This window comes from Acinetobacter sp. TSRC1-2 (genome assembly GCF_049895885.1).
Taxonomy (GTDB): Bacteria; Pseudomonadota; Gammaproteobacteria; order Pseudomonadales; family Moraxellaceae; genus Acinetobacter.
Genome location: NZ_JAFCTF010000008.1, coordinates 20,132 through 39,408 on the forward strand (window position 1 = coordinate 20,132; position 19,277 = coordinate 39,408).

At 42.9% G+C, this 19,277-nt stretch carries 14 protein-coding genes and 5 pseudogenes; 8 read left to right on the forward strand and 11 right to left on the reverse strand.

What is annotated here, in order from left to right:
* Nucleotides 1–35: 35 nt before the first annotated feature.
* Nucleotides 36–465: pseudogene (locus tag ACP69Y_RS09695) on the reverse strand (LysR substrate-binding domain-containing protein); the annotation flags it as partial.
* A 12-nt stretch (nucleotides 466–477) separates the two neighbouring features.
* On the opposite strand from ACP69Y_RS09695, the gene ACP69Y_RS09700 reads away from it, so the two are divergent.
* Together ACP69Y_RS09700 and ACP69Y_RS09705 are read left to right on the forward strand one after the other, a co-directional pair.
* On the forward strand, nucleotides 478–1,092 hold the full coding sequence (locus ACP69Y_RS09700) for an IS607 family transposase (RefSeq protein WP_425918210.1): 615 nt from the start codon (nucleotides 478–480) through the stop codon (nucleotides 1,090–1,092).
* Nucleotides 1,089–2,243 carry an RNA-guided endonuclease InsQ/TnpB family protein gene (locus ACP69Y_RS09705; RefSeq protein ID WP_425918211.1) on the forward strand — a complete coding sequence of 385 codons (1,155 nt, stop codon included), beginning with the start codon at nucleotides 1,089–1,091 and terminating at the stop codon, nucleotides 2,241–2,243. The genes ACP69Y_RS09700 and ACP69Y_RS09705 overlap by 4 nt, the downstream gene beginning before the upstream one ends.
* A gap of 139 nt (nucleotides 2,244–2,382) precedes the next feature.
* Here the strand turns inward: ACP69Y_RS09705 and ACP69Y_RS09710 are convergent.
* The 4 genes and pseudogenes from ACP69Y_RS09710 to ACP69Y_RS09725 form a co-directional block, all read right to left on the reverse strand.
* Nucleotides 2,383–2,712: pseudogene (locus ACP69Y_RS09710) on the reverse strand (LysR family transcriptional regulator); the annotation flags it as partial.
* 104 nt (nucleotides 2,713–2,816) lie between these two features.
* Nucleotides 2,817–4,118 carry a solute carrier family 23 protein gene (locus ACP69Y_RS09715; protein WP_425918212.1) on the reverse strand — a complete coding sequence of 434 codons (1,302 nt, stop codon included), beginning with the start codon at nucleotides 4,116–4,118 and terminating at the stop codon, nucleotides 2,817–2,819.
* Between the two features lie 301 nt (nucleotides 4,119–4,419).
* A complete protein-coding gene (gene ppc, locus ACP69Y_RS09720) occupies nucleotides 4,420–7,104 on the reverse strand; it encodes a phosphoenolpyruvate carboxylase (RefSeq protein WP_425918213.1) in 2,685 nt (894 codons plus the stop codon).
* A gap of 465 nt (nucleotides 7,105–7,569) precedes the next feature.
* Entirely contained in the window at nucleotides 7,570–8,193 is a 624-nt protein-coding gene (locus tag ACP69Y_RS09725) for a TetR/AcrR family transcriptional regulator (protein WP_425918214.1), read from the reverse strand.
* A gap of 146 nt (nucleotides 8,194–8,339) precedes the next feature.
* Here ACP69Y_RS09725 and ACP69Y_RS09730 point away from each other — a divergent pair, with 146 nt between their 5' ends.
* The 4 genes from ACP69Y_RS09730 to dnaJ all read left to right on the forward strand — a co-directional run bounded on the left by ACP69Y_RS09730 (nucleotide 8,340) and on the right by dnaJ (nucleotide 14,326).
* Nucleotides 8,340–9,446 (forward strand): efflux RND transporter periplasmic adaptor subunit, encoded by a 1,107-nt coding sequence (locus ACP69Y_RS09730; protein ID WP_425918215.1) that lies wholly within the window; start codon nucleotides 8,340–8,342, stop codon nucleotides 9,444–9,446.
* A complete protein-coding gene (locus ACP69Y_RS09735; RefSeq protein ID WP_425918216.1) occupies nucleotides 9,443–12,601 on the forward strand; it encodes an efflux RND transporter permease subunit in 3,159 nt (1,052 codons plus the stop codon). The genes ACP69Y_RS09730 and ACP69Y_RS09735 overlap by 4 nt, the downstream gene beginning before the upstream one ends.
* Nucleotides 12,602–12,734: 133 nt before the next feature.
* Nucleotides 12,735–13,112, forward strand: coding sequence for a hypothetical protein (locus ACP69Y_RS09740; RefSeq protein WP_425918217.1), 378 nt, complete (start codon nucleotides 12,735–12,737; stop codon nucleotides 13,110–13,112).
* 107 nt (nucleotides 13,113–13,219) lie between these two features.
* Nucleotides 13,220–14,326, forward strand: coding sequence for a molecular chaperone DnaJ (gene dnaJ / locus ACP69Y_RS09745; protein ID WP_425918218.1), 1,107 nt, complete (start codon nucleotides 13,220–13,222; stop codon nucleotides 14,324–14,326).
* Nucleotides 14,327–14,393: 67 nt separating this feature from the next.
* Here dnaJ and ACP69Y_RS09750 read toward each other — a convergent pair whose 3' ends face one another.
* The 3 genes and pseudogenes from ACP69Y_RS09750 to ACP69Y_RS09760 all read right to left on the reverse strand — a co-directional run bounded on the left by ACP69Y_RS09750 (nucleotide 14,394) and on the right by ACP69Y_RS09760 (nucleotide 15,964).
* The gene (locus tag ACP69Y_RS09750) at nucleotides 14,394–14,642 is read right to left on the reverse strand and encodes a hypothetical protein (RefSeq protein ID WP_425918219.1); all 249 of its coding nucleotides are present in this window, start codon (nucleotides 14,640–14,642) and stop codon (nucleotides 14,394–14,396) included.
* Nucleotides 14,643–14,663: 21 nt separating this feature from the next.
* Nucleotides 14,664–15,673: pseudogene (locus ACP69Y_RS09755) on the reverse strand (RNA-guided endonuclease InsQ/TnpB family protein).
* 123 nt (nucleotides 15,674–15,796) lie between these two features.
* Nucleotides 15,797–15,964 carry a hypothetical protein gene (locus ACP69Y_RS09760; protein WP_425918220.1) on the reverse strand — a complete coding sequence of 56 codons (168 nt, stop codon included), beginning with the start codon at nucleotides 15,962–15,964 and terminating at the stop codon, nucleotides 15,797–15,799.
* A gap of 84 nt (nucleotides 15,965–16,048) precedes the next feature.
* On the opposite strand from ACP69Y_RS09760, the gene dapB reads away from it, so the two are divergent.
* Nucleotides 16,049–16,870 (forward strand): 4-hydroxy-tetrahydrodipicolinate reductase, encoded by an 822-nt coding sequence (gene dapB / locus ACP69Y_RS09765; protein WP_425918221.1) that lies wholly within the window; start codon nucleotides 16,049–16,051, stop codon nucleotides 16,868–16,870.
* Nucleotides 16,871–16,927: 57 nt separating this feature from the next.
* Nucleotides 16,928–17,572 carry an START domain-containing protein gene (locus ACP69Y_RS09770; protein ID WP_425918222.1) on the forward strand — a complete coding sequence of 215 codons (645 nt, stop codon included), beginning with the start codon at nucleotides 16,928–16,930 and terminating at the stop codon, nucleotides 17,570–17,572.
* Nucleotides 17,573–17,939: 367 nt separating this feature from the next.
* On the opposite strand, the gene ACP69Y_RS09775 is transcribed toward ACP69Y_RS09770, so the two are convergent.
* The 3 genes and pseudogenes from ACP69Y_RS09775 to dkgB all read right to left on the reverse strand — a co-directional run.
* Entirely contained in the window at nucleotides 17,940–18,122 is a 183-nt protein-coding gene (locus tag ACP69Y_RS09775; protein WP_425918223.1) for a hypothetical protein, read from the reverse strand.
* Nucleotides 18,123–18,293: 171 nt separating this feature from the next.
* Nucleotides 18,294–19,132: pseudogene (locus ACP69Y_RS09780) on the reverse strand (IS4 family transposase); the annotation flags it as partial.
* Nucleotides 19,092–19,211, reverse strand: a pseudogene (dkgB, locus tag ACP69Y_RS09785) (2,5-didehydrogluconate reductase DkgB); the annotation flags it as partial. The pseudogenes dkgB and ACP69Y_RS09780, both read right to left, overlap by 41 nt.
* Nucleotides 19,212–19,277: the final 66 nt, after the last annotated feature.

A 19,277-nucleotide genomic window follows, 5' to 3' on the forward strand; every position in this document is an offset into this window, starting at 1 on the left:
AAACCGGCTTGCAACGCAATATGCCATAGTGGAAATTAAATCAATAATTTGGACTTTTGGGAAAGTAAAAACTGACTGAAATGTTGATAGGATACGGACAATTGGTCAAATTTTTTTGCCGCCAAGAGTAGTTTGCGATTGGCCCAGTCTCCGGTCAGTTCAATATGATGAAATGCATAAACCGTCTTTAAGCGACTGGCAGCGCGTTTCGGCATAATCGCAATGCCGACCCCCATTGGCAACCACTTGTGCAATCGCTGCAAAATTGGGTAAGCGTAAACGGTACTGAATTGCGCAGCCGAGTAATTTAGCCTGTGTTTCAATAGATTGTTGCAGGGAATGATATTGCATTAAACCGACAAAGGGATAATGCAGCACATCGCCTAAGTGCAGTGCTGATTTATCTTTTAGTTCATGATTCATGGGGTTTGTAACTACTAATTGAAATCTACTCATTTCTATACTATTATATACATTATGAGTAATTATGTAAGCATTAGCGTTGCAGCTAAGACATTAGGTGTTTCCATTCAAACATTAAGACGTTGGGATGAAGAAGGCACTTTAGTTGCAGATAGAACCCCGAAAAACCACAGACGATATGATCTGAGTAAGATCACGCCTGAGCAAATACATAAGCTTGACAGCCAATCCAACAGAAAAACCATTGCATATGCAAGGGTATCTAGTCATGACCAAAAAGAAGATTTAGTCAGACAGCAACAAGTTCTTGAAATGTATTGTGCGAATCAAGGTTGGACGTTTGAATTAATATCTGATCTTGGTTCGGGCATGAACTATAAGAAAAAAGGCTTAAATAAGTTACTTGAAGCGATCATGAATGATGAGATTGGTCGCTTGGTTTTAACACATAAAGACCGCTTATTACGATTTGGTGCTGAATTGGTTTTTGCACTATGCGAAGCTAAAAGTGTAGAGATTGTCATTCTTAATAAGGGTGAAAATCTATGCTTTGAAGAAGAACTTGCACAAGATGTTTTAGAGATCATTACCGTATTTTCAGCAAGACTGTATGGCAGTCGCAGCAAGAAAAATCAAAAACTAATTCAGGCGGTCAAAGACGCACTATGAGCCGATTTATACGAGGGCATGTAATTCAATTACTGCCAAACAATAAGCAAGCAAGCCATTTCGCTCAAGCGTGTGGCGTTGCCCGTTTATCGTATAATTGGGCTTTAAAGGAATGGCAACGTCAATATAAAGCAGATCAGGAATATAGAGATCAGTGTGAATATTATGGCGTTCAGGTGGATAAAAAACTTCTAAATAAACCATCCGAATCCAAAATAAGAAAACATCTAAACTCTTTCAAGCGTGACAAATATCCATTTATGCTTAAAGTGACCAAATGCTCGCCACAACTTGCCATTAAGCAATTGGGTAATTCCTTTGATCGCTTTTTTACTGGTCAATCAAAGCACCCAACTCCTAGAAAAAAAGGTGTAGATGATCGTTTTTCATTATCTAATGACCAATTTGAAATTAAAGATAAAAAAATCAGAATCCCAAATTTAGGTTGGGTGAGGATGACTGAAACCCTACGCTTTCAGGGGAAAATATTATCAGCAAAAATCTTTAAACAAGGCGGTAAGTGGTTTGCATCCATTGCCACCGAATTAAATCCGGTTGAAAAATTAAAACCCAAAACAGGTTTGTCTATTGGCGTGGATTTAGGTGTTTCCAATCTCGCCACCCTGTCTAGTGGTGAGGTTATTCCATCCAATGCGCCACTAAAAAGACAGCTTGCCAAACTAAGACGACTAAACAAGTCTTTTAGCCGTAAAAAGAAAGGTAGTCAAAACAGAGAAAAAGCGAAAACCAAGCTCTCTCGTTTGCACTACAAAATATCATGCCTAAGAAAAAACAATCTTCACCAAGTCACATCTGATTTAGTTAAACGATTTGATGTGATTGCAATTGAGGATTTAAATGTCAAAGGTATGGTACGAAACCGCAAGCTTTCAAGAGCCATATCGGATATGGGGTTCTATGAGTTCAAGCGACAATTGATCTACAAAGCACAACAAAATGGCAAATCGGTGCTTTCGGTTGGAAGATTCTTTCCAAGTAGCAAGATGTGTTCTCATTGTGGTGAATTAAATCAAAATCTCATGCTTTCAATGCGTCAATGGCAATGTTCGTGCAATGCTACGCATAATAGGGACGAAAATGCTGCAATTAATATTCTGAAACATGCAGATAAAGAATTAATGGTTGCTTGAAGCAATCATTATGGCGGTGAGTTACACCGTGACAGCCTATCGAATTGAGGTAATCCCAAGCGCAAATGCAATTGGTTCTTAATGGTGAAGTAGGAATTAAACATTAAACCCACTTGAGTAGGTTTAAGTAGGTTTTAAATAACGGAAGGTATTCACTTTGTGCAGAAGAATTACACCATAAGGTCATTTGCGAATTTAAGCCTTCGGCAAACGCTGCCATAACCTGTTGCAGGTGTCTGCTTTGCTGGATCAGCAACTGTGCCTGCTCCGCAAACGTTTGCCCAGCGATAGTCAGTTTGACCCCAGCAGCATGTCGGGTAAATAAATGCACTGCGAACTGTTGTTCTATTTTTTTAATCCGCTCACTGGCGGCTTGTAAGGAAATAGAAGAGCGCTCAGCATCTTTGGTTAAACTGCCAGTATCTACAATATTTAAAAATAGCTGTAGATCAAAAAAGTCCAGTCGCATGTGCTGTGTCATTTAAGTGAAAGTCAGCTCATCATACTAAAATTTTGTTGGCATTAGACACAAAAAAAGCAGCCTTTCGGCTGCCTAAAAATATCTATTTATATTTATGATTTTTCGCCCAAGCTAAAGAACCAGTTGAGTATCAAGGCTGAAAATGTAGCCGTACCAATACCCCCGAGGTTAAAGTTGCCGAATTGCAGTGCAAAGTCACCTGTCCCTAAAATAATGGTCACCGCAGCCACCATCAGGTTTTTGTTTTTAGAGAAATCAACTTTGTTTTCAATCCAGATTTTAGCCCCGGCAATGGTAATCAAACCGAATACCACAATCGATGCACCGGTTAAAATGGCAGTCGGAATGGTATGAATAATTGCACCAAACTTAGGAGATAAACCTAAAAATACTGCAAATAAACCGGCAAATACAAAGATGATGGTGGAATAGACACGGGTTACAGCCATCACGCCAATGTTTTCGCCATACGTGGTCATTCCGGGACCACCGACACCACCCGATAAGGTCGTGGCAATCCCATCAGCCACAAAGGCTTTACCAATATGCGGATCAAGGTTTTCACCGGTCATTGCACCCACAGCTTTAATATGACCCAAGTTTTCTGCCACTAAAATTAAAGCAATCGGGGCAATAATCAGCATGGCATTGATATCAAATACAGGCGAATGGAAAGTTGGGACACCAAACCAGTCTGCCTGTTGAATCGGGGTAAAGTTAATGGGTGTACCGTAGCCCATGACATTGGAAACAATGTAATATGTCAGATAAGCAAGCAGCAATCCAATCAATAACAACAAACGTTGCAACAACCCTTTGGTGAATACTGCAATCGAGCCCATGCACAGTACAGTCACCAGTGACATCCACATGTTAAAGTTATTGCCTGCTACACCTTTCACCGTAACGGGTGCAAGGTTTAAACCAATAATCATGACCACAGCACCGGTAACGACTGGAGGCATCAGTTTTTCAATCCAGTTGGTGCCGGTTGCCATGACAATAAAACCAAAAATGGCATATAACACACCACAGGCCATGATGCCGCCAGCAGCTATGGCTAAGTTGGCATTGGGTGCGCCTGTACCAGACGCGGCATAACCGGTAGCAGCAATCACCACACCAATAAAAGCAAAACTTGAACCTAAATAACTCGGTACGCGACCACCTGTGATGAGAAAAAACAGAATGGTACAAATCCCTGACATTAAAATGGCCAGGTTCGGATCAAAACCCATCAAAAAAGGTGCAAGAACCGTTGCGCCAAACATGGCAAAAGCATGTTGCACCCCTAAGACTACGCTTTGAGCAGGGGGAAGATACTCATTGGTACCGACTGGACGTGCATCGATTTGACCTGAATAAGGACGCCATTTGGGAAACCAGCTGGACATAAAATGAGCACTCAAAAGATAAATTGTGCACATCATACTCTTGTTTTTTAGAAGATTTAATTGTTTTGACAATATATTTGTTCAAATTAATGTACTGAGTTTTCTAGTTTTTTTACCGTATGGTAAAAATTTTATTATTAGAAAATTAGCATTAAATCAGCCAATTAATTGATGAATGCCGACTGCTTATTATTTATAACCCTACTTATTATTACTGATAAACCATATGATATTTTCTGCTAATTGATGCTCAAAAAAAAAGCACATCAGGAAGATGTGCTTTACTGTGCAGATGAAATACTTAACCGGTATTGCGTAAACCTGCGGCAATTCCGGCAATACTGACCATCAAAGCATGATCGACCGGGGTATGTTCAGCCGGATATTCCGCCAAATAGTGACGACGGCGTTTCATCAGTTCGGCCTGTAATAAATGCAGTGGAAGTAAATACGGTTTACGTACTTTCATGGACTGATCCAGTACCTCATTACTGCTGAGCAGTTGCGATTCACCTTTTAAAGCCAATAGGGTTTGTACCGCATCTTTTAAGCGTTGGCGCAGTTGTTCACCCAAGATTTTTAAATCTTCATCATCGGTTAAATGCGATTCGTAATATAAGGCCACATGACTGTCGGCTTTAGAGAGTACCATTTCCAGCATATCAATCAGGGTCTGGAAATACGGCCATTGTTGCAACATCTCATCCAGCAACTGTTTTTGTCCTTGATCAATCACCTGATTAATCGCAGCGCCTGTACCCAGCCAAGCAGGCAGCATCAAGCGAATTTGGGTCCATGCAAACACCCACGGAATGGCACGTAAGGATTCTATGCCACCGCTAACTTTGCGTTTTGCCGGGCGTGAACCCAAAGGCAACATTTGCAGTTCAAGTTCTGGGGTAACAGTACGTAGATATTTCACAAAATGCGGATTTTCACGTACTGTTTCACGGTATACCTGTACCGATAAGTCGGTCATGCTGTGCATCAACTGACGCCATTCATCTTTCGGCACCGGTGGTGGCAACAAGGTTGCTTCCAGTGTTGCCGCGGTATAAATCTCTAAATTCTGTAATGCAATGCCTTCCAGACCAAACTTAAACCGGATCATCTCGCCTTGTTCGGTAACCCGAATTGCTCCAGAGATAGAACCCGGTGGCTGTGAAAATAGCGCTTGCTGGGTCGGTGCACCACCACGGCTGATGGAACCACCACGGCCATGGAACAGAGTCAGTTGCACCGCATGCTTTTGTGCAATCGCAGTCAGTTCTTCCTGCGCACGGTATTGTGCCCAGTTGGCAGACATAAAGCCGGCATCTTTGGCAGAATCCGAATAGCCAATCATGACTTCATGTTTGCCCTGAATATGCTGTTTGTACCAATGCATATTGAACAGGGTATTCATAGTGTCGGCTGCACCATCTAAATCTTTGAGTGTTTCAAACAAGGGAACGACACGTAAGGGCTGTTTAATGCCTGCTTCTTTTTGTAGCAGTAAAACTGCCAATACATCGCTTGGATATTCAGCCATCGAGATAATATAAGCGCCTAAACTTTCGCTCGGTTGCTGGGCTAAAGTCCGCATGGTGGCAAAGACTTCTTGTACATCCGGATGTTCAATCAGACTTTGTTCAGGTTCATTCAAATGTTTAGGCAATAATGGACGTTTGCTTTGTAATTCTTGCAATAAGAAATTTTGACGCGCCTGTTCGGTCCAGGTTTCAAAATTGCCTAAACCTAAATATTCGGTAATCGCGGAAATGGCTTGGCGATGACGCCCAGATTCCTGACGGATATCCAGTTTGAGCAGTTCAATGCCAAAGCAGTTCACGCGATGAATAAAATCGAGCAGTTTGCCATTGGCAATTTCAGGCAGGTTGCAGGCAATCAGTGAACGGTAGCAAAGTAGGAGTGGCTGTAATAATTCATCTTTGCTTTTAATGACCAGACTGTCATCCGCCTCTTGTCCTTGCAGCTTTTGCGCCAACCAGTGACGGGTCGCTTTGAGACGTTCACGGGTATCTCGCAGATATTCACGGTACGGTTCGGGGTGCGGCTGAGCCAGTGCCTGCATCAGTTCATCGCTTGCGTTTTGAATCGACAATTCCCAACGCAGGTCTTCAATATCGCGTAGGTATAAATCCGCCGCTTTCCAGCGCGAAAGCCAAAGCACTTCTTGGGTAATGTTATGCGTAACATTCGGGTTGCCATCACGGTCACCGCCCATCCATGAAGCAAAACGAACGGGGGCAATAGTTAAAGGCAAACGCTGACCGCAGTGATCTTGGACCATTTCATCCAGTTCACGAACAAATTTGGGTACCGCATTCCACAGGGTCTGTTCAATGGTGGTAAAGCCCCATTTCGCTTCATCGACAGGGGTTGGGCGGTGCTGACGAATTTCATCGGTCTGCCAGGCGGAACAAATCAGTTGTTTGAGTTCTTCGAGGACTGTTTTGCGTTCACGCGGGGTCAGTTTTTGTTGGTCCGCTTTGAATAAGCAGTCATTAATACCGTCGTATTTTTGAATTAAAGTTCGGCGGCTGATTTCTGTTGGATGCGCGGTGAGCACCAGTTCAATGTTCAGTTCACAAATTTGCTGAAATAGTGTATCTGATGAAATTTCATTGTCTTTGAATTTTTGGAACAGATGATCCAGTGGATTCGGTGAAGGCGCGTGTTCATCAAATTCACTTTTACGACGACTTCGAACCACATTGTATTGTTCGGCAATATTGGCAAAGTTCAGAAAGTGGGTAAATGCACGCGTCAGAGGAAGAATTTCTTCATCTTCCAGACTGAGGAACAGCTGTTCGAGTTGTTTTTCTGCTTCAACCTGACCATCACGTGCACCTTTAGATAGCGCACGAATTTGTTCGACCTGATTAAACAAATCTTGACCTGCATGTTCCTTGAGGGTCTCTCCAAGTAAATTCCCAAGTAAGCGTACGTCCTCACGCAATGGAGCATCAATTTGTTGAATCATTTTTTTCATTCTCCCTAGGCTTCTGTTCTGAATATACCGCGATTCGATGACATTCCAAGTAGGGACAGACAAAAGTATGTAATCTATTGCTGATAAAACTCGCAATTGATCTGCCGTTGCAGCAGCGAGGAAAATAAAAGAAAAAGGTTTAGGTCACTACTATCCTATTATCGTTATGCCAAACACTTTTATTTTCTGAAAAGAGTGACTTTAAAATTGAAATCCTCTTCTTGGGGGTAGATGCTTTCACTGCCGAAAATTTTCAATAAAATTGAAAAGGTGTTTGTGTAGGCGAAATCTTACTGTTGAGATGCCAAAATGAGAACTCAAAATATGTTTTGAGTTTGCAAGCCAAGCCTTTGTTATCCACACACAACATCCTTGTTATGGGGTAACGTGTGACATCCCTGCCACACTCCTATACCTAAACTTTGCTTAAATCAAATGATGGGAAAATAGCGCTGTTTAAGCCTTTTTTTGATATTTCAGCATAAACAATTCAATGCTGCTTAAAATGATCTGCTGTTTTTCTTCGGCAGTGGGGATGGCACGCATACCAAGCAAGACTTCATGATGACGCATGCCGAGTAATAAGGACACAATCAGCATTGTTAGTGTTTTTAATTCTTCCGCTTGAATAAAACCCAGATCAATTGCCTGCTGAAAAAAGTTTTCCCACACCGCATTCATACGCAGATGTGAAGCATTATAAAATTTCTGCGCCAGTGGATTTTGTTCAGCCGCCAGTTCCAGTAACAACAGTTCCAGCTTAATGGCTTCTGGCAAATTAATAATATTCAGTGCCAAGTCGCAGGCATGGATAAATTCTTTATTAAAATCACTATCTGCCTGCAAATTTAGTGGACGAGCACTGATCAGTTCCTCACAGGTCACCACAATGGCGCAGACGAATAAATTGGCTTTATCCTGAAAGTGATTGTAGACGGTCAGTTTGGTCACGCCTGCTTCGTGTGCGATTTGATTCATGCTGGAACCATGATAACCACATTTTAAAAATAGGTTTCTCGCAGCATTTAAAATTTGCTGACGTTTTTCTAAATCCTTCGGACGACCTACATTTATTTGCACAATTTTTTCCAAAAAAATCAAAAAGGTCATTGCTTTGACCGGACAGTTATAATTAATGTACCAGCCAGTATATTAATTAAAAAACAATCAATTTAAGATAGTCCTTATTTTGCCCTAAAAATCATTTTTAAATAAGAGCGAACTTCATGAGCACAATCAAGATTGCAGTTGCCAGCATGATCATCGTTTGCAGTGTGACCTTATTGGGGTGCAGCACGGATGCAACCGAAACAGAACAAGTGCCATTTGTGATGGTGACCCAACCGAATACCACCCATAATGAACAAAAAAGTTATGCCGGGGATGTGCAAGCACGTCAGCAAACCGCTTTGGCATTTCGGGTTGGGGGACAGATTACCGAACGTTATGTCGATGTCGGTGATCAGGTCAAAGTCGGTCAGGTACTGGCAAAACTGGATGTTAAGGATGCACAGTTGCAACTGAATGCAGCACAGGCACAACTTGAAAGTGCGCAGTCGGCGGCACAGATTGCTGAAGATGAACTGAAACGTTTTAAACAATTGCTACCGATGAATGCAGTCAGCCGTTCGCAATACGATGCGGTGGAAAACCAGTATAAATCGGCAATGTCTGCCTTAAAACAAGCCCAATCCAACTATCAGGTCAGCAGTAACCAAACCGGCTATAACCAGTTGCTGGCCAATAAAAATGGGGTGATTACTGCACGTAATATTGAAGTCGGGCAGGTGGTTGCTGCAGGTCAGGCAGCCTATCAGATGGCGATTGCCGGTGATCGTGAAGTGGTAATTGGGGTTCCTGAACAGGCCATTTCAGAGATTAAAGTGGGTCAGACGGCATGGGTGACCTTATGGTCTAAACCAGAAGATAAATTTGCAGCCTATGTGCGTGAAATTTCACCTGCAGCCGATCAATCCCGAACCTTTAGCGTGAAAGTTGCGTTACGTGAAGGCAATGCTGCCATTCAACTGGGTCAAAGTGCGCGGGTTTTTTTTAACAAGACTGAGCATAATGTATTGAGCGTGCCTTTATCCAGTGTCTCTGCCAACGACCAGCAGGCGTATGTCTGGGTGGTGAAACCTGATCAAACCATTCGTAAAGTGTCAGTCATTTTGGGGGCATACGGTCGTGACAGCGTGCCGGTATTATCTGGTTTAAATGCCAATGATTATGTGGTGATTGGCGGGGTGCATCTATTGCGTGAAAAACAAAAAATTCAGCCGATTGACCGTGAAAACCGTGCCGTGAAAATTCAGGCAGGGACTGCATCATGAAACAAGACCGGAATTCTGGATCACGTTATAACCTGTCTGAATGGGCACTGAAAAATAAAGGTTTAATCCTTTATTTTATGCTGCTGTTAGGCATAGTCGGAATCGTTTCCTATTCCAAACTGGCGCAAAGTGAAGATCCGCCGTTTACCTTTAAGGTGATGGTGATTCAAATCTATTGGCCCGGCGCAACCGCTGAAGAAGTTTCATTACAGGTCACTGACCGTATTGAAAAAGAACTGATGAGCACCGGCAAGTATGAACGCATCATGGCATTTTCACGTCCGGGCGAGTCCATGGTGACTTTTGTGGCCAAGGACTCGTTACGCTCAAACCAAATTCCCGATGTATGGTATCAAGTCCGAAAAAAAGTCGGTGATATCAAGCAGCAGCTACCTAGCGGGGTACAAGGGCCGTTCTTTAACGATGAGTTTGGCGATACCTTCGGAAATATTTATGTCCTTACCGGCAATGATTTTGACTATGGGGTGTTGAAAGAATATGCCGACCGCTTGCAACTGCAATTGCAACGGGTCAAAGATGTCGGCAAGGTCAATCTGGTCGGTTTGCAAGACCAGAAAGTCTGGATTGAACTCTCCAATACCAAAGCTGCCCAACTCGGTATTCCGGTCACAGCCATTCAACAAGCGCTACAACAACAAAATACCGTGGCCAGTGCCGGCTTCTTTGAAACAGGCACCGACCGTATTCAGATGCGGGTCAGTGGTCAGTTGCAAAATGTCGATGAACTCAAACAGATGCCGCTGTTGGTGGCAGGTAAAACCATTCAACTGGGCGATGTCGCTGAGGTCTATCGCGGCTTTAGTGAACCTGCTCAACCACGTATGCGCTTTATGGGTGAAAACGGAATTGGTATTGCAGTATCCATGCGTAAAGGCGGCGATATTCTGGCGCTAGGTAAAAATCTGGAAACTGAATTTGCGCAATTGCAAAAATCTTTGCCTTTAGGCATGCAGCTGCAAAAAGTTTCCGATCAACCAGTTGCGGTAAAACGCAGCGTGAATGAATTTATGAAAGTGTTGGCTGAAGCAGTGATTATCGTGTTACTGGTCAGCTTTTTCTCACTCGGCTTCCGTACCGGACTGGTGGTGGCATTTTCGATTCCACTGGTTTTGGCGATGACCTTTGCCGGTATGAACCTATTTGATGTCGGACTGCATAAGATTTCATTGGGTGCACTGATTTTAGCACTCGGTTTATTGGTTGATGATGCCATTATTGCGGTCGAGATGATGGCGATTAAAATGGAGCAGGGCTATAGCCGGCTTGAGGCCGCAGGTTTTACCTGGAAGACCACAGCTTTCCCCATGCTGACCGGAACCTTGATTACCGCTGCAGGTTTCTTGCCGATTGCAACCGCAGCATCCAGTACCGGTGAATATACCCGTTCCATTTTTCAGGTAGTGACCATTGCACTGATTGTGTCCTGGTTTGCCGCAGTGCTTTTTGTACCGTACTTGGGCGATAAACTGCTGCCGGATTTCGCCAATTTGCCACAAAAAGCACCCTGGTATCAGCGTCTTTGGGCACGTTTACGCAAGCAACCTGAACCACAACCAGTGCAGCATCATGCCGATGAACATTATGATCCCTATCAAACCAAGTTCTATCAAAAGTTTAGAGCCTGGGTAGATACTTGCCTGACTTACCGTAAAACGGTGATTGCAGCGACGGTAGGAATTTTTGTGTTATCGGTGTTGATGTTTAAACTGGTACCGCAACAGTTCTTTCCGCCTTCAAATCGTGCCGAAATTTTGGTGGATTTAAAACTGGAAGAAGGGGCATCGCTCACTTCAACTGAAAATGCGGTGAAAAAAGTCGAAAAGTTCTTATCGACCAAAGCGGGTATTGATAACTATGTGGCCTATGTCGGCACAGGTTCAACCCGTTTTTATTTACCTTTAGACCAACAGTTGCCACAAGCCAGTTTTGCCCAGTTTGTCGTCTTGGCTTCATCACTAGATGACCGGGATGAGATTCGTCAATCTTTAGACCAGGAAATTCGTAAATTATTGCCAGATGTGCGTACCCGCGTATCGTTATTGGAAAATGGCCCGCCCGTCGGTTATCCACTGCAATATCGTGTTTCAGGTGAAGACTTGCATCTGGTCCGTCAGTGGGCGCACCAGGTTGCCGCTGTTGTGGGGGATAATCCCAATACCAGCAATGTGCATCTGGATTGGGGCGAACCAAGCAAAGTCATTCATTTAAATATCGATCAGGATCGCGCTCGTCAAATGGGCGTATCGAGCTTGGATTTAGCCAATTTTTTAAACAGTTCCGTCAGTGGTGCAACCATTAATCAATATCGTGAAAAACGTGAATTGATTGAAATTCGTCTGCGTGGTGATCAGGCTGAACGGGTTGATGTCGAGGCGTTGTCCAGTCTGGCCGTACCCACCGCCAATGGGGGTTCCGTACCGCTGGCGCAAATTGCAAAAATTGAATATGACTTTGAAGATGGCCTGATCTGGCATCGTAACCGTTTGCCGACCATTACCGTGCGGGCCGATATCCGCAGTAAATTACAGCCCGCCACAGTGGTGGGCGAACTGGCTGAAAAAATGGATCAACTGCGGGCTGGATTGCCAAGTGGTTATCTGGTTGAAGTGGGTGGAACCGTAGAAGAGTCCGCACGCGGACAAAACTCGGTCAATGCCGGCATGCCATTTTTCCTGGCTGTAGTCATGACCTTGTTGATGATTCAGCTCAAGAGTATGTCACGTGCACTCATTGTTTTGTTAACCGCACCTTTGGGCTTAATCGGGGTGGTGTTATTCCTGTTATTGTTTAATAAACCTTTTGGTTTTGTAGCGATGTTAGGCACGATTGCACTTTCCGGCATGATCATGCGAAATTCTTTAATCTTGATTGATCAGATTGAACAGGATATTCAGGAAGGACATGATCCCTGGTCAGCCATTGTGGATGCGACCATGCGCCGTTGTCGTCCGATTGTATTGACGGCATTGGCCGCGGTACTGGCGATGATTCCTTTATCGCGCAGTATTTTCTTTGGTCCGATGGCGGTTGCCATTATGGGCGGATTGATTGTGGCTACCCTGCTGACACTGTTCTTTTTACCTGCATTGTATGCACAATGCTTTAAAGTTAAAAAAAATAGGCAAAGTACATAATTATTTGATAATAATGAGGTGCGAAATATTGAAAATTTCAATATAGTAGCGCCTAATATTTGCATACATTTCTATAAAGCAATTTACTGCATATTAAAAAACTAAGCGTGCAGTAAATGGGGTTAAAAAGCACATGAAGCAAGACAATTTAAGCCGACTTCGCCGTTCTATTGCGATCTCTTATGTCTTCATGTTTTTAGCTTTATTTACTGTGATTGGCGGCATATTTGCTTACTGGTTTGCGCGTAAAGTCACACAATTAGACAGTGCAGAAGTCTGGCTTGAAGCGCAAGCGCTTTGGGTGATGCGAAATATTGTGATTTATTCTGTTTTGATTTGCTTTGCCGCCCTATGGTTTATTCCACTCATTTTCTTTTATTGGGATAGTGCATTGTGGGTGACAGGTTGTACCGTTGCCGGTGTGGTATTCGCGACCATCGCCTTTTTATTTTTATTAAATGCTTGGCTGAAAGGGCTCTCTCGATTTTTCAAAAATAAAGCTGTTTTCTAAGCTGGCTAAATTTTTTTCCAGCCTTCCCCTTGTAAAATTTAGATTGACCCCCAATTTCAGTCCACAGTTAAGCATTAAATCAAATTCCGTGAGGAGCATCGCCAGACATGGCTAAACGTGATTATTATGAGGTTTTGGGCGTCGCTAAAACCGCTAGTGATGATGAAATTAAAAAAGCCTACCGTAAGTTGGCGATGAAATATCATCCAGACCGCAATCCAGACAACCCTGAAGCTGAAGATAAATTTAAAGAAGCTGCTGAAGCTTATGAAATTTTATCCGATGGCGAAAAACGCAGCATGTATGACCGTATGGGGCACAATGCCTTTGAAGGTGGTATGGGCGGCGGCGGTTTTGGTGGTGGTTTCAATGCAGAAGATATCTTTAGCCAGTTTGGCGATATTTTTGGTGGCACTTTTGGTGGTCGTCGTCAACAACAACGCGCACGTCGTGGATCAGACCTTCGCTACGTGATGGAATTGACCCTTGAAGAAGCGGTCAAGGGCATCAAAAAAACCATTACCTTTACTGCACCTGCACCATGTGATGCCTGTGATGGTAAAGGCTCGAAAAATCCAAACGATGTTGAAACCTGTAAAACCTGCCATGGTGCAGGTCAAGTGCGTATGCAACAGGGTTTCTTCTCTGTTCAGCAAACCTGTAGCACCTGTCGTGGTCAAGGCACCATCATCAAGAATCCATGTAATAAATGTCATGGTTCTGGTGTGTCGGATCGTCAACAAACCCTTGAAGTCACTATTCCTGCAGGCGTAGACAATGGCGATCGCGTACGCTTAACCGGTAAAGGTGAAGCCATCCGTGACGGTCAGTCAGGCGACTTATACGTAGAAGTTGTGGTTCGCGAACACGAAATTTTTCAGCGTGATGGTGCAGATCTGTATATGGATGTGCCAGTCAGCATTGCTGATGCTGCGTTGGGTAAAGAAATTGAGATTCCAACCCTGGATGGTCGTGTAAGTTTGAAAATTCCTGAAGGAACTCAAACCGGCAAAATGTTCCGCTTACGTGGAAAAGGGGTTAAACCGGTACGTACCAGTATGCAAGGTGACTTACTCTGCCGCGTAGTAGTAGAAACACCGGTGAATCTAACCGCTCGTCAACGTGAGCTGTTAAAAGAATTGCAAGAAACGATGGATGGTGAAGACAGTAAATCATCTCCAAAGAAAAAATCGTTCTTCGGTCTGTTTGATTAATTTCAGATACAGTTTGAAAAAGGGGGGAATATTCAATATTCCCCCCTTTTTATAGCCATTTAAGTGCTTATTCGATGATTGGTTTGTCAATCGCATCGACATCTACCAATTGCGCTGCGAGTTCGCTAGTCGCTTCTTGTTTGGCAGCTGCCTGACTATTTGCAGCTTGAGCCGGTATAGCGCTATGGGTACGGATATTTATTTTGACTTGCGATAAGCTTTCTAAAGTATCCCCTGCCTGGATTGCAAGTTCTGCCCACGCTGTGCTGACAATGGTGGCTATAAAAACGGTTAATGCGATTTTTTTCGAATGCATGCTGATCTCCTTTTGACATCCTCACATCCCTAAAACGGAGGTGATTCCTACTGCTAGACGCTTATGCCCAAGCGCAAGTATGTTCTTAGCGGAATTTAAATCACGTTGATTGATGCTTCCGCATTCACACTCCCATACTCTTATTCGCAAATCTACTCTACCTTTCGGACTGCTTGTGGTGATCTCACCACAGCACGAACACATTTGGGTTGTGAAACTCTCATTCACTTCTTCAAACAATACCCCTGCGTTCTCGCATTTATATCGAAGCATTGTTTTTAATGCGGAAAAACCTGTATCCAATACAGATTTCGCCATTTTGGTTTTTACAAGTTTCTTGGCACTTAGATCACCAACGACAATCAGTGCATTTTCTTTAACAAGCATCCTGCTTGCTTTGTGCAAATGATCTTTACGACAATTTGCAATCGTGGCGTGTAATGCACGTACACGTTTTTTATTTCCTGCTCGTTGAGCAATCCCTAATTTCTGTTCATATTGTCGATAGAATTTAGGATTAGAAATCACTGTGCCATCTGAACAAGTGGCAATATCTTTTAACCCCAAATCAATACCTATGGTTTTGGTTGCTGTTGTTTTCTCAGCTTTGGGACTATCCACAACCAAACAAACGTACCAACGTCCACGACTATCCTCTACAAATGAGCCTGTTTTAACGCTGTATTGGCTTAAACCGTAGCTATCCCATAGCTTGAAGTGGTGCTTTCCATATTGGATGTATCCATCAGCATACTTGATGGCGACTTTCTTAAAGGGTATTCATCCTAAAGATCGTCTTGCTGATTTCTTGTTACTGACACGCCATTTGAGTTTTACTTTTTTGAATTGCTTTCTACGTGTGACCAATTCTTCCGTGATAGCCTGAATCGTTTGGCTATGCAAATTGCATTCTTTTGATGTGCCTTTGGTGTACTTGGCAATATCATAGGCACTGAAAAATTCACCTCAGATGCTAATTGGTCTAGCATCTTGAAATGTTTGTCTTTTATGCGTAATTTAAGGGTTTTCATGTGCTTATATTAACATTCTATCGATTCAGAAGTATTGGATGTGAGTATTAAACGACACTTCATGTCGTGTCGCTTACATCCTAGCCCTGAACGGCTAGGTTTTACGCTCTATTTGATAATTTATCATTCGTGTCGCGTAGTCTGCGCAGTGATGTTTACAGGGAGATGAAAATCAGCAGCAAAATCATTTATTTTTAATGCTGAATGTTCAATACAGGAACCGGCCGGGGCTGAGCCATTGCATCGTGCTTTGGCATAAGCATTCCCCATGACCGGTTTTTCTTTTTTCAATAAAAAATTTCAGGCTTAAACTTAGTCTCGGTACAGAGTTTTGCTATAGTAAGAGCAATTTAGAATCAACATTAGGAATATGTTATGTCAGCAGCTCCACGCATTGGTGTATTGGGTGCAGGCGGTCGTATGGGACGCATCCTTGTTCAAGCCGTTAAAGAAGCAGGTTATCAGCTTGCCGCAGCGGTTGAGCGTCCTGAAAGCAGCTTGATTGGTGCAGATGCAGGCGAGGTTGCCGGTATTGGTGCAGTAGGAGTGAAGATTGTTGGCAATCTGCAAGACGTATTAAAAGACTGCGACGTGGTGGTAGATTTCACTGCACCGCTTGCAACTGCCCAGCATTTAAAATTGTGCCGTGAAGCGGGCGTGGCGATTGTGATTGGTACGACCGGCATGAACGATGAACAAAAAGTCTTTCTTGATGAAAGCGCAACCCAAACCCCGGTGGTCTATGCCGCGAACTATTCTGTCGGTGTCAATGTTTCAATCAAACTGTTGGAACTTGCGTCAAAAGTATTTGGTGACACGGTCGATATTGAAGTAATTGAAGCACATCACCGCCATAAAGTAGATGCGCCATCGGGTACAGCCCTGATGATGGGTGAGGCAATTGCAGGTGCTTTAGGGCGTGACTTAAAAGAAGATGCGGTATATTGCCGTGAAGGTCATACTGGTCCGCGTGAGCGTAAAAGCATTGGCTTCCAGACGATTCGTGGTGGCGATATTGTGGGTGAGCATACCGCCATGTTTATTGCTGATGGTGAACGTGTTGAAATTACCCATAAAGCGACTAATCGTATGAACTTTGCTTCAGGTGCAATCCGTGCTGCAGCTTGGGTGGTGGGCCGTGAGGCGCGTAAATATGACATGAAAGATGTACTTGGATTTAACGATATTCAGGTGTAAAAATCGTCAAAATCATTTATAACAATACAGCAAAATTAAAATAAGAAGCTCAACGGAATGAAAAAAGTGATATTGATGGCTTGTGCTGTGGCAATGTTGGCTACAGTACAAGCTAAACCGGTAGATAATGCCAAGCTCAGTATTAATAAAAATAATATTAAAGTCTGGACCTTTCAAAATAGTCAAAACCCCGTGTTTTTATACAAAGCTGAAACCACTTACGATAGCCCTTTAGAAAAAGCGGTTAATTTGATTTTAGATATTGACCATGCAGTGCAATGGGTGCCATATATGGGGAGTATCAAAGTCCTTTCGCGGGATGACAAAAAAGGCGAATTTTTATTGTATATGGTGCTGGATTTTCCTTTCCCGCTCAAAAATCGTGATTTAGTGGTACAAGGCAAAATCATGAAAGATGCCCAAGGTATCATCACGATTAAAAATAAAGCAGTCGATAAAGGCTATGCCAAAAATCCCGATTATGTACGTCTCACTCATTATGAAGGGGACTGGACCTTTCAAAAACTCGCCAATAATAAAACTAAAGTTTCCACTTATGGTTATGCCAATCCTGAAGGCGCCATTCCTTTAAGCTTTGTGAATATGTTTGTACAGCAGCAACCCTATCAGATGCTGCAAAAAATGAAAACGGAACTCGGCAAACCATCCAGTGTTGCTGCCTTGCCCGAAGCTTTGCGTTAATCAATAAAATTAAAAAAAGTCCGTATGATGCGCAATGATGCTCCTCTTAAGTGAACAGTATTGCGCCAAATGATGAGCTTTTTATTGGAATGTATTGCTAATTACTCTGAAAAAAAACCTAGTAAAATAGTAGATATTCTCCAGTAAAACTAATTCCTAGTTTCGGTCTGCGCCTTCCCCAAGACGCAGGCTTTTTTTTGACTAAAATTAAGGAGAAAAAAATGCTCCAATTTCTAATGTGTTTATTCGGTCTTCATGGTGCAACCGAAATTGATTACACGATTCACGATGAAGAAATCAAGGTGTGTCGGGATTGTTGAAAGAGAAGGAGTAGGGCTTACAAAATGGAGGTTTTTGATTCTTGATGTTAATGATCAAAGGGATCGTTGTCTATTTTTCTTATTTCCCCAAAGATTAAAACTGTTGTGGCAAAAAGTAATGTTCCAATAGCAATAAAGAATATGTCTTTTGAATAAATTCCTAACCCAAAGCTTATTAGGCTTAGCATTACTAATAAAATTAAAATTATTACATAAATGATACGTTTCACTGTGTATCTCTTTATTTTATTAAGATGAAGTATGATGAATGTATCAAAATATTTTAGTCTTATTTAAGCAAAAAGTTACATTTTTAGTACAACTTAAATGAGTTTTCTTCCTGGCCGGATGTATTAAGGCACATAAAGCCCCTCGCATTCTAGATGTTGTGGCAATGCTGTTCACTTAAGAGGAGCAGCATTGTGCTCTATTGGATAACGGGTTTTTGACATGTTAACCGTTTGAGGCGTTGTAGTCCTCGAAAGCCTTTTCAAAAACAAATTACCTATCCCTGATCTAAGCTCGGATAGCCGCCTGCCAGTCCCCCGATAAAGGGTTGACATTCGCCATCACAATCAACTGAACGGATATGTGTTGGCATGCAGGCTTGAAACGGATATCCGAAGGTGAACGTCCAAAGGTTACCGCTGCACACGCCGCTTCGCACCGGATAATATTGTAGGTTAGCAGCAACCCCCACAGCTCCTGATAGACCAACTCTACCGTCTTGCTGCGGAGTGTGATTGCATTATGCTGCATCGAGCTTTTGATATCCCGAAAGCTCAGTTCGATTTCCCAGCGTTCCTGGTAGAGCAGCTATATCCTCTGCACTATAATGATTGGCGGGCAGTGAGGTTAGAACTGTCTTGATGATTCTATCCCATACAGCATAATTGACTTTCCTCGCCTCCCAGTATTCAGGGAGCGTTGGGTTTTTCTTTCTCGCTTGAGGCGAAACTTTCAAACTCACTCGCACGTCACCTTCTCCATACGTCTCGATCAGCTCACCTTTCAGATTCTTTCGCTTCGGAATTAGCCAGTGACGACCTTTGCCTTGCATTGAGAGTGACAGTAATAAGTTCGCACTCCAAAAATCCTTATCAAACAAGGTGATCGAGTTATTGGGAAACTGGGCGATAAACTTTGCAGCCAAAGGAATCTCACCCCGCCGATAGGGACTGATCTGTGCATCGACCAGTGTAAATTTGTGCGGTATCAACAGCGCGATAACCGACTTCAAGTGCGGTCTTGACGGAATCAATAACCGTTTGACCAGATAAACGAAAGGTATCCAGACCAAGTTGCGGAATAATTTTTATATCTTCAATCTTTAAATTTTTAACATAATAGCTATTTTGCTGTATTTATTGTTGCTAAAAATACGT

What these genes read in the sequence shown, in the direction of transcription:
- ACP69Y_RS09700 (WP_425918210.1), top strand. Translation starts at nt 478, where the DNA reads ATGAGTAATTATGTAAGCATTAGCGTTGCAGCTAAGACATTAGGTGTT.
- ACP69Y_RS09705 (WP_425918211.1), top strand. Translation starts at nt 1,089, where the DNA reads ATGAGCCGATTTATACGAGGGCATGTAATTCAATTACTGCCAAACAAT.
- ACP69Y_RS09715 (WP_425918212.1), bottom strand. Translation starts at nt 4,118, where the DNA reads ATGTCCAGCTGGTTTCCCAAATGGCGTCCTTATTCAGGTCAAATCGAT.
- ppc (WP_425918213.1), bottom strand. Translation starts at nt 7,104, where the DNA reads ATGATTCAACAAATTGATGCTCCATTGCGTGAGGACGTACGCTTACTT.
- ACP69Y_RS09730 (WP_425918215.1), top strand. Translation starts at nt 8,340, where the DNA reads ATGAGCACAATCAAGATTGCAGTTGCCAGCATGATCATCGTTTGCAGT.
- ACP69Y_RS09735 (WP_425918216.1), top strand. Translation starts at nt 9,443, where the DNA reads ATGAAACAAGACCGGAATTCTGGATCACGTTATAACCTGTCTGAATGG.
- ACP69Y_RS09740 (WP_425918217.1), top strand. Translation starts at nt 12,735, where the DNA reads ATGAAGCAAGACAATTTAAGCCGACTTCGCCGTTCTATTGCGATCTCT.
- dnaJ (WP_425918218.1), top strand. Translation starts at nt 13,220, where the DNA reads ATGGCTAAACGTGATTATTATGAGGTTTTGGGCGTCGCTAAAACCGCT.
- ACP69Y_RS09750 (WP_425918219.1), bottom strand. Translation starts at nt 14,642, where the DNA reads ATGCATTCGAAAAAAATCGCATTAACCGTTTTTATAGCCACCATTGTC.
- dapB (WP_425918221.1), top strand. Translation starts at nt 16,049, where the DNA reads ATGTCAGCAGCTCCACGCATTGGTGTATTGGGTGCAGGCGGTCGTATG.
- ACP69Y_RS09770 (WP_425918222.1), top strand. Translation starts at nt 16,928, where the DNA reads ATGAAAAAAGTGATATTGATGGCTTGTGCTGTGGCAATGTTGGCTACA.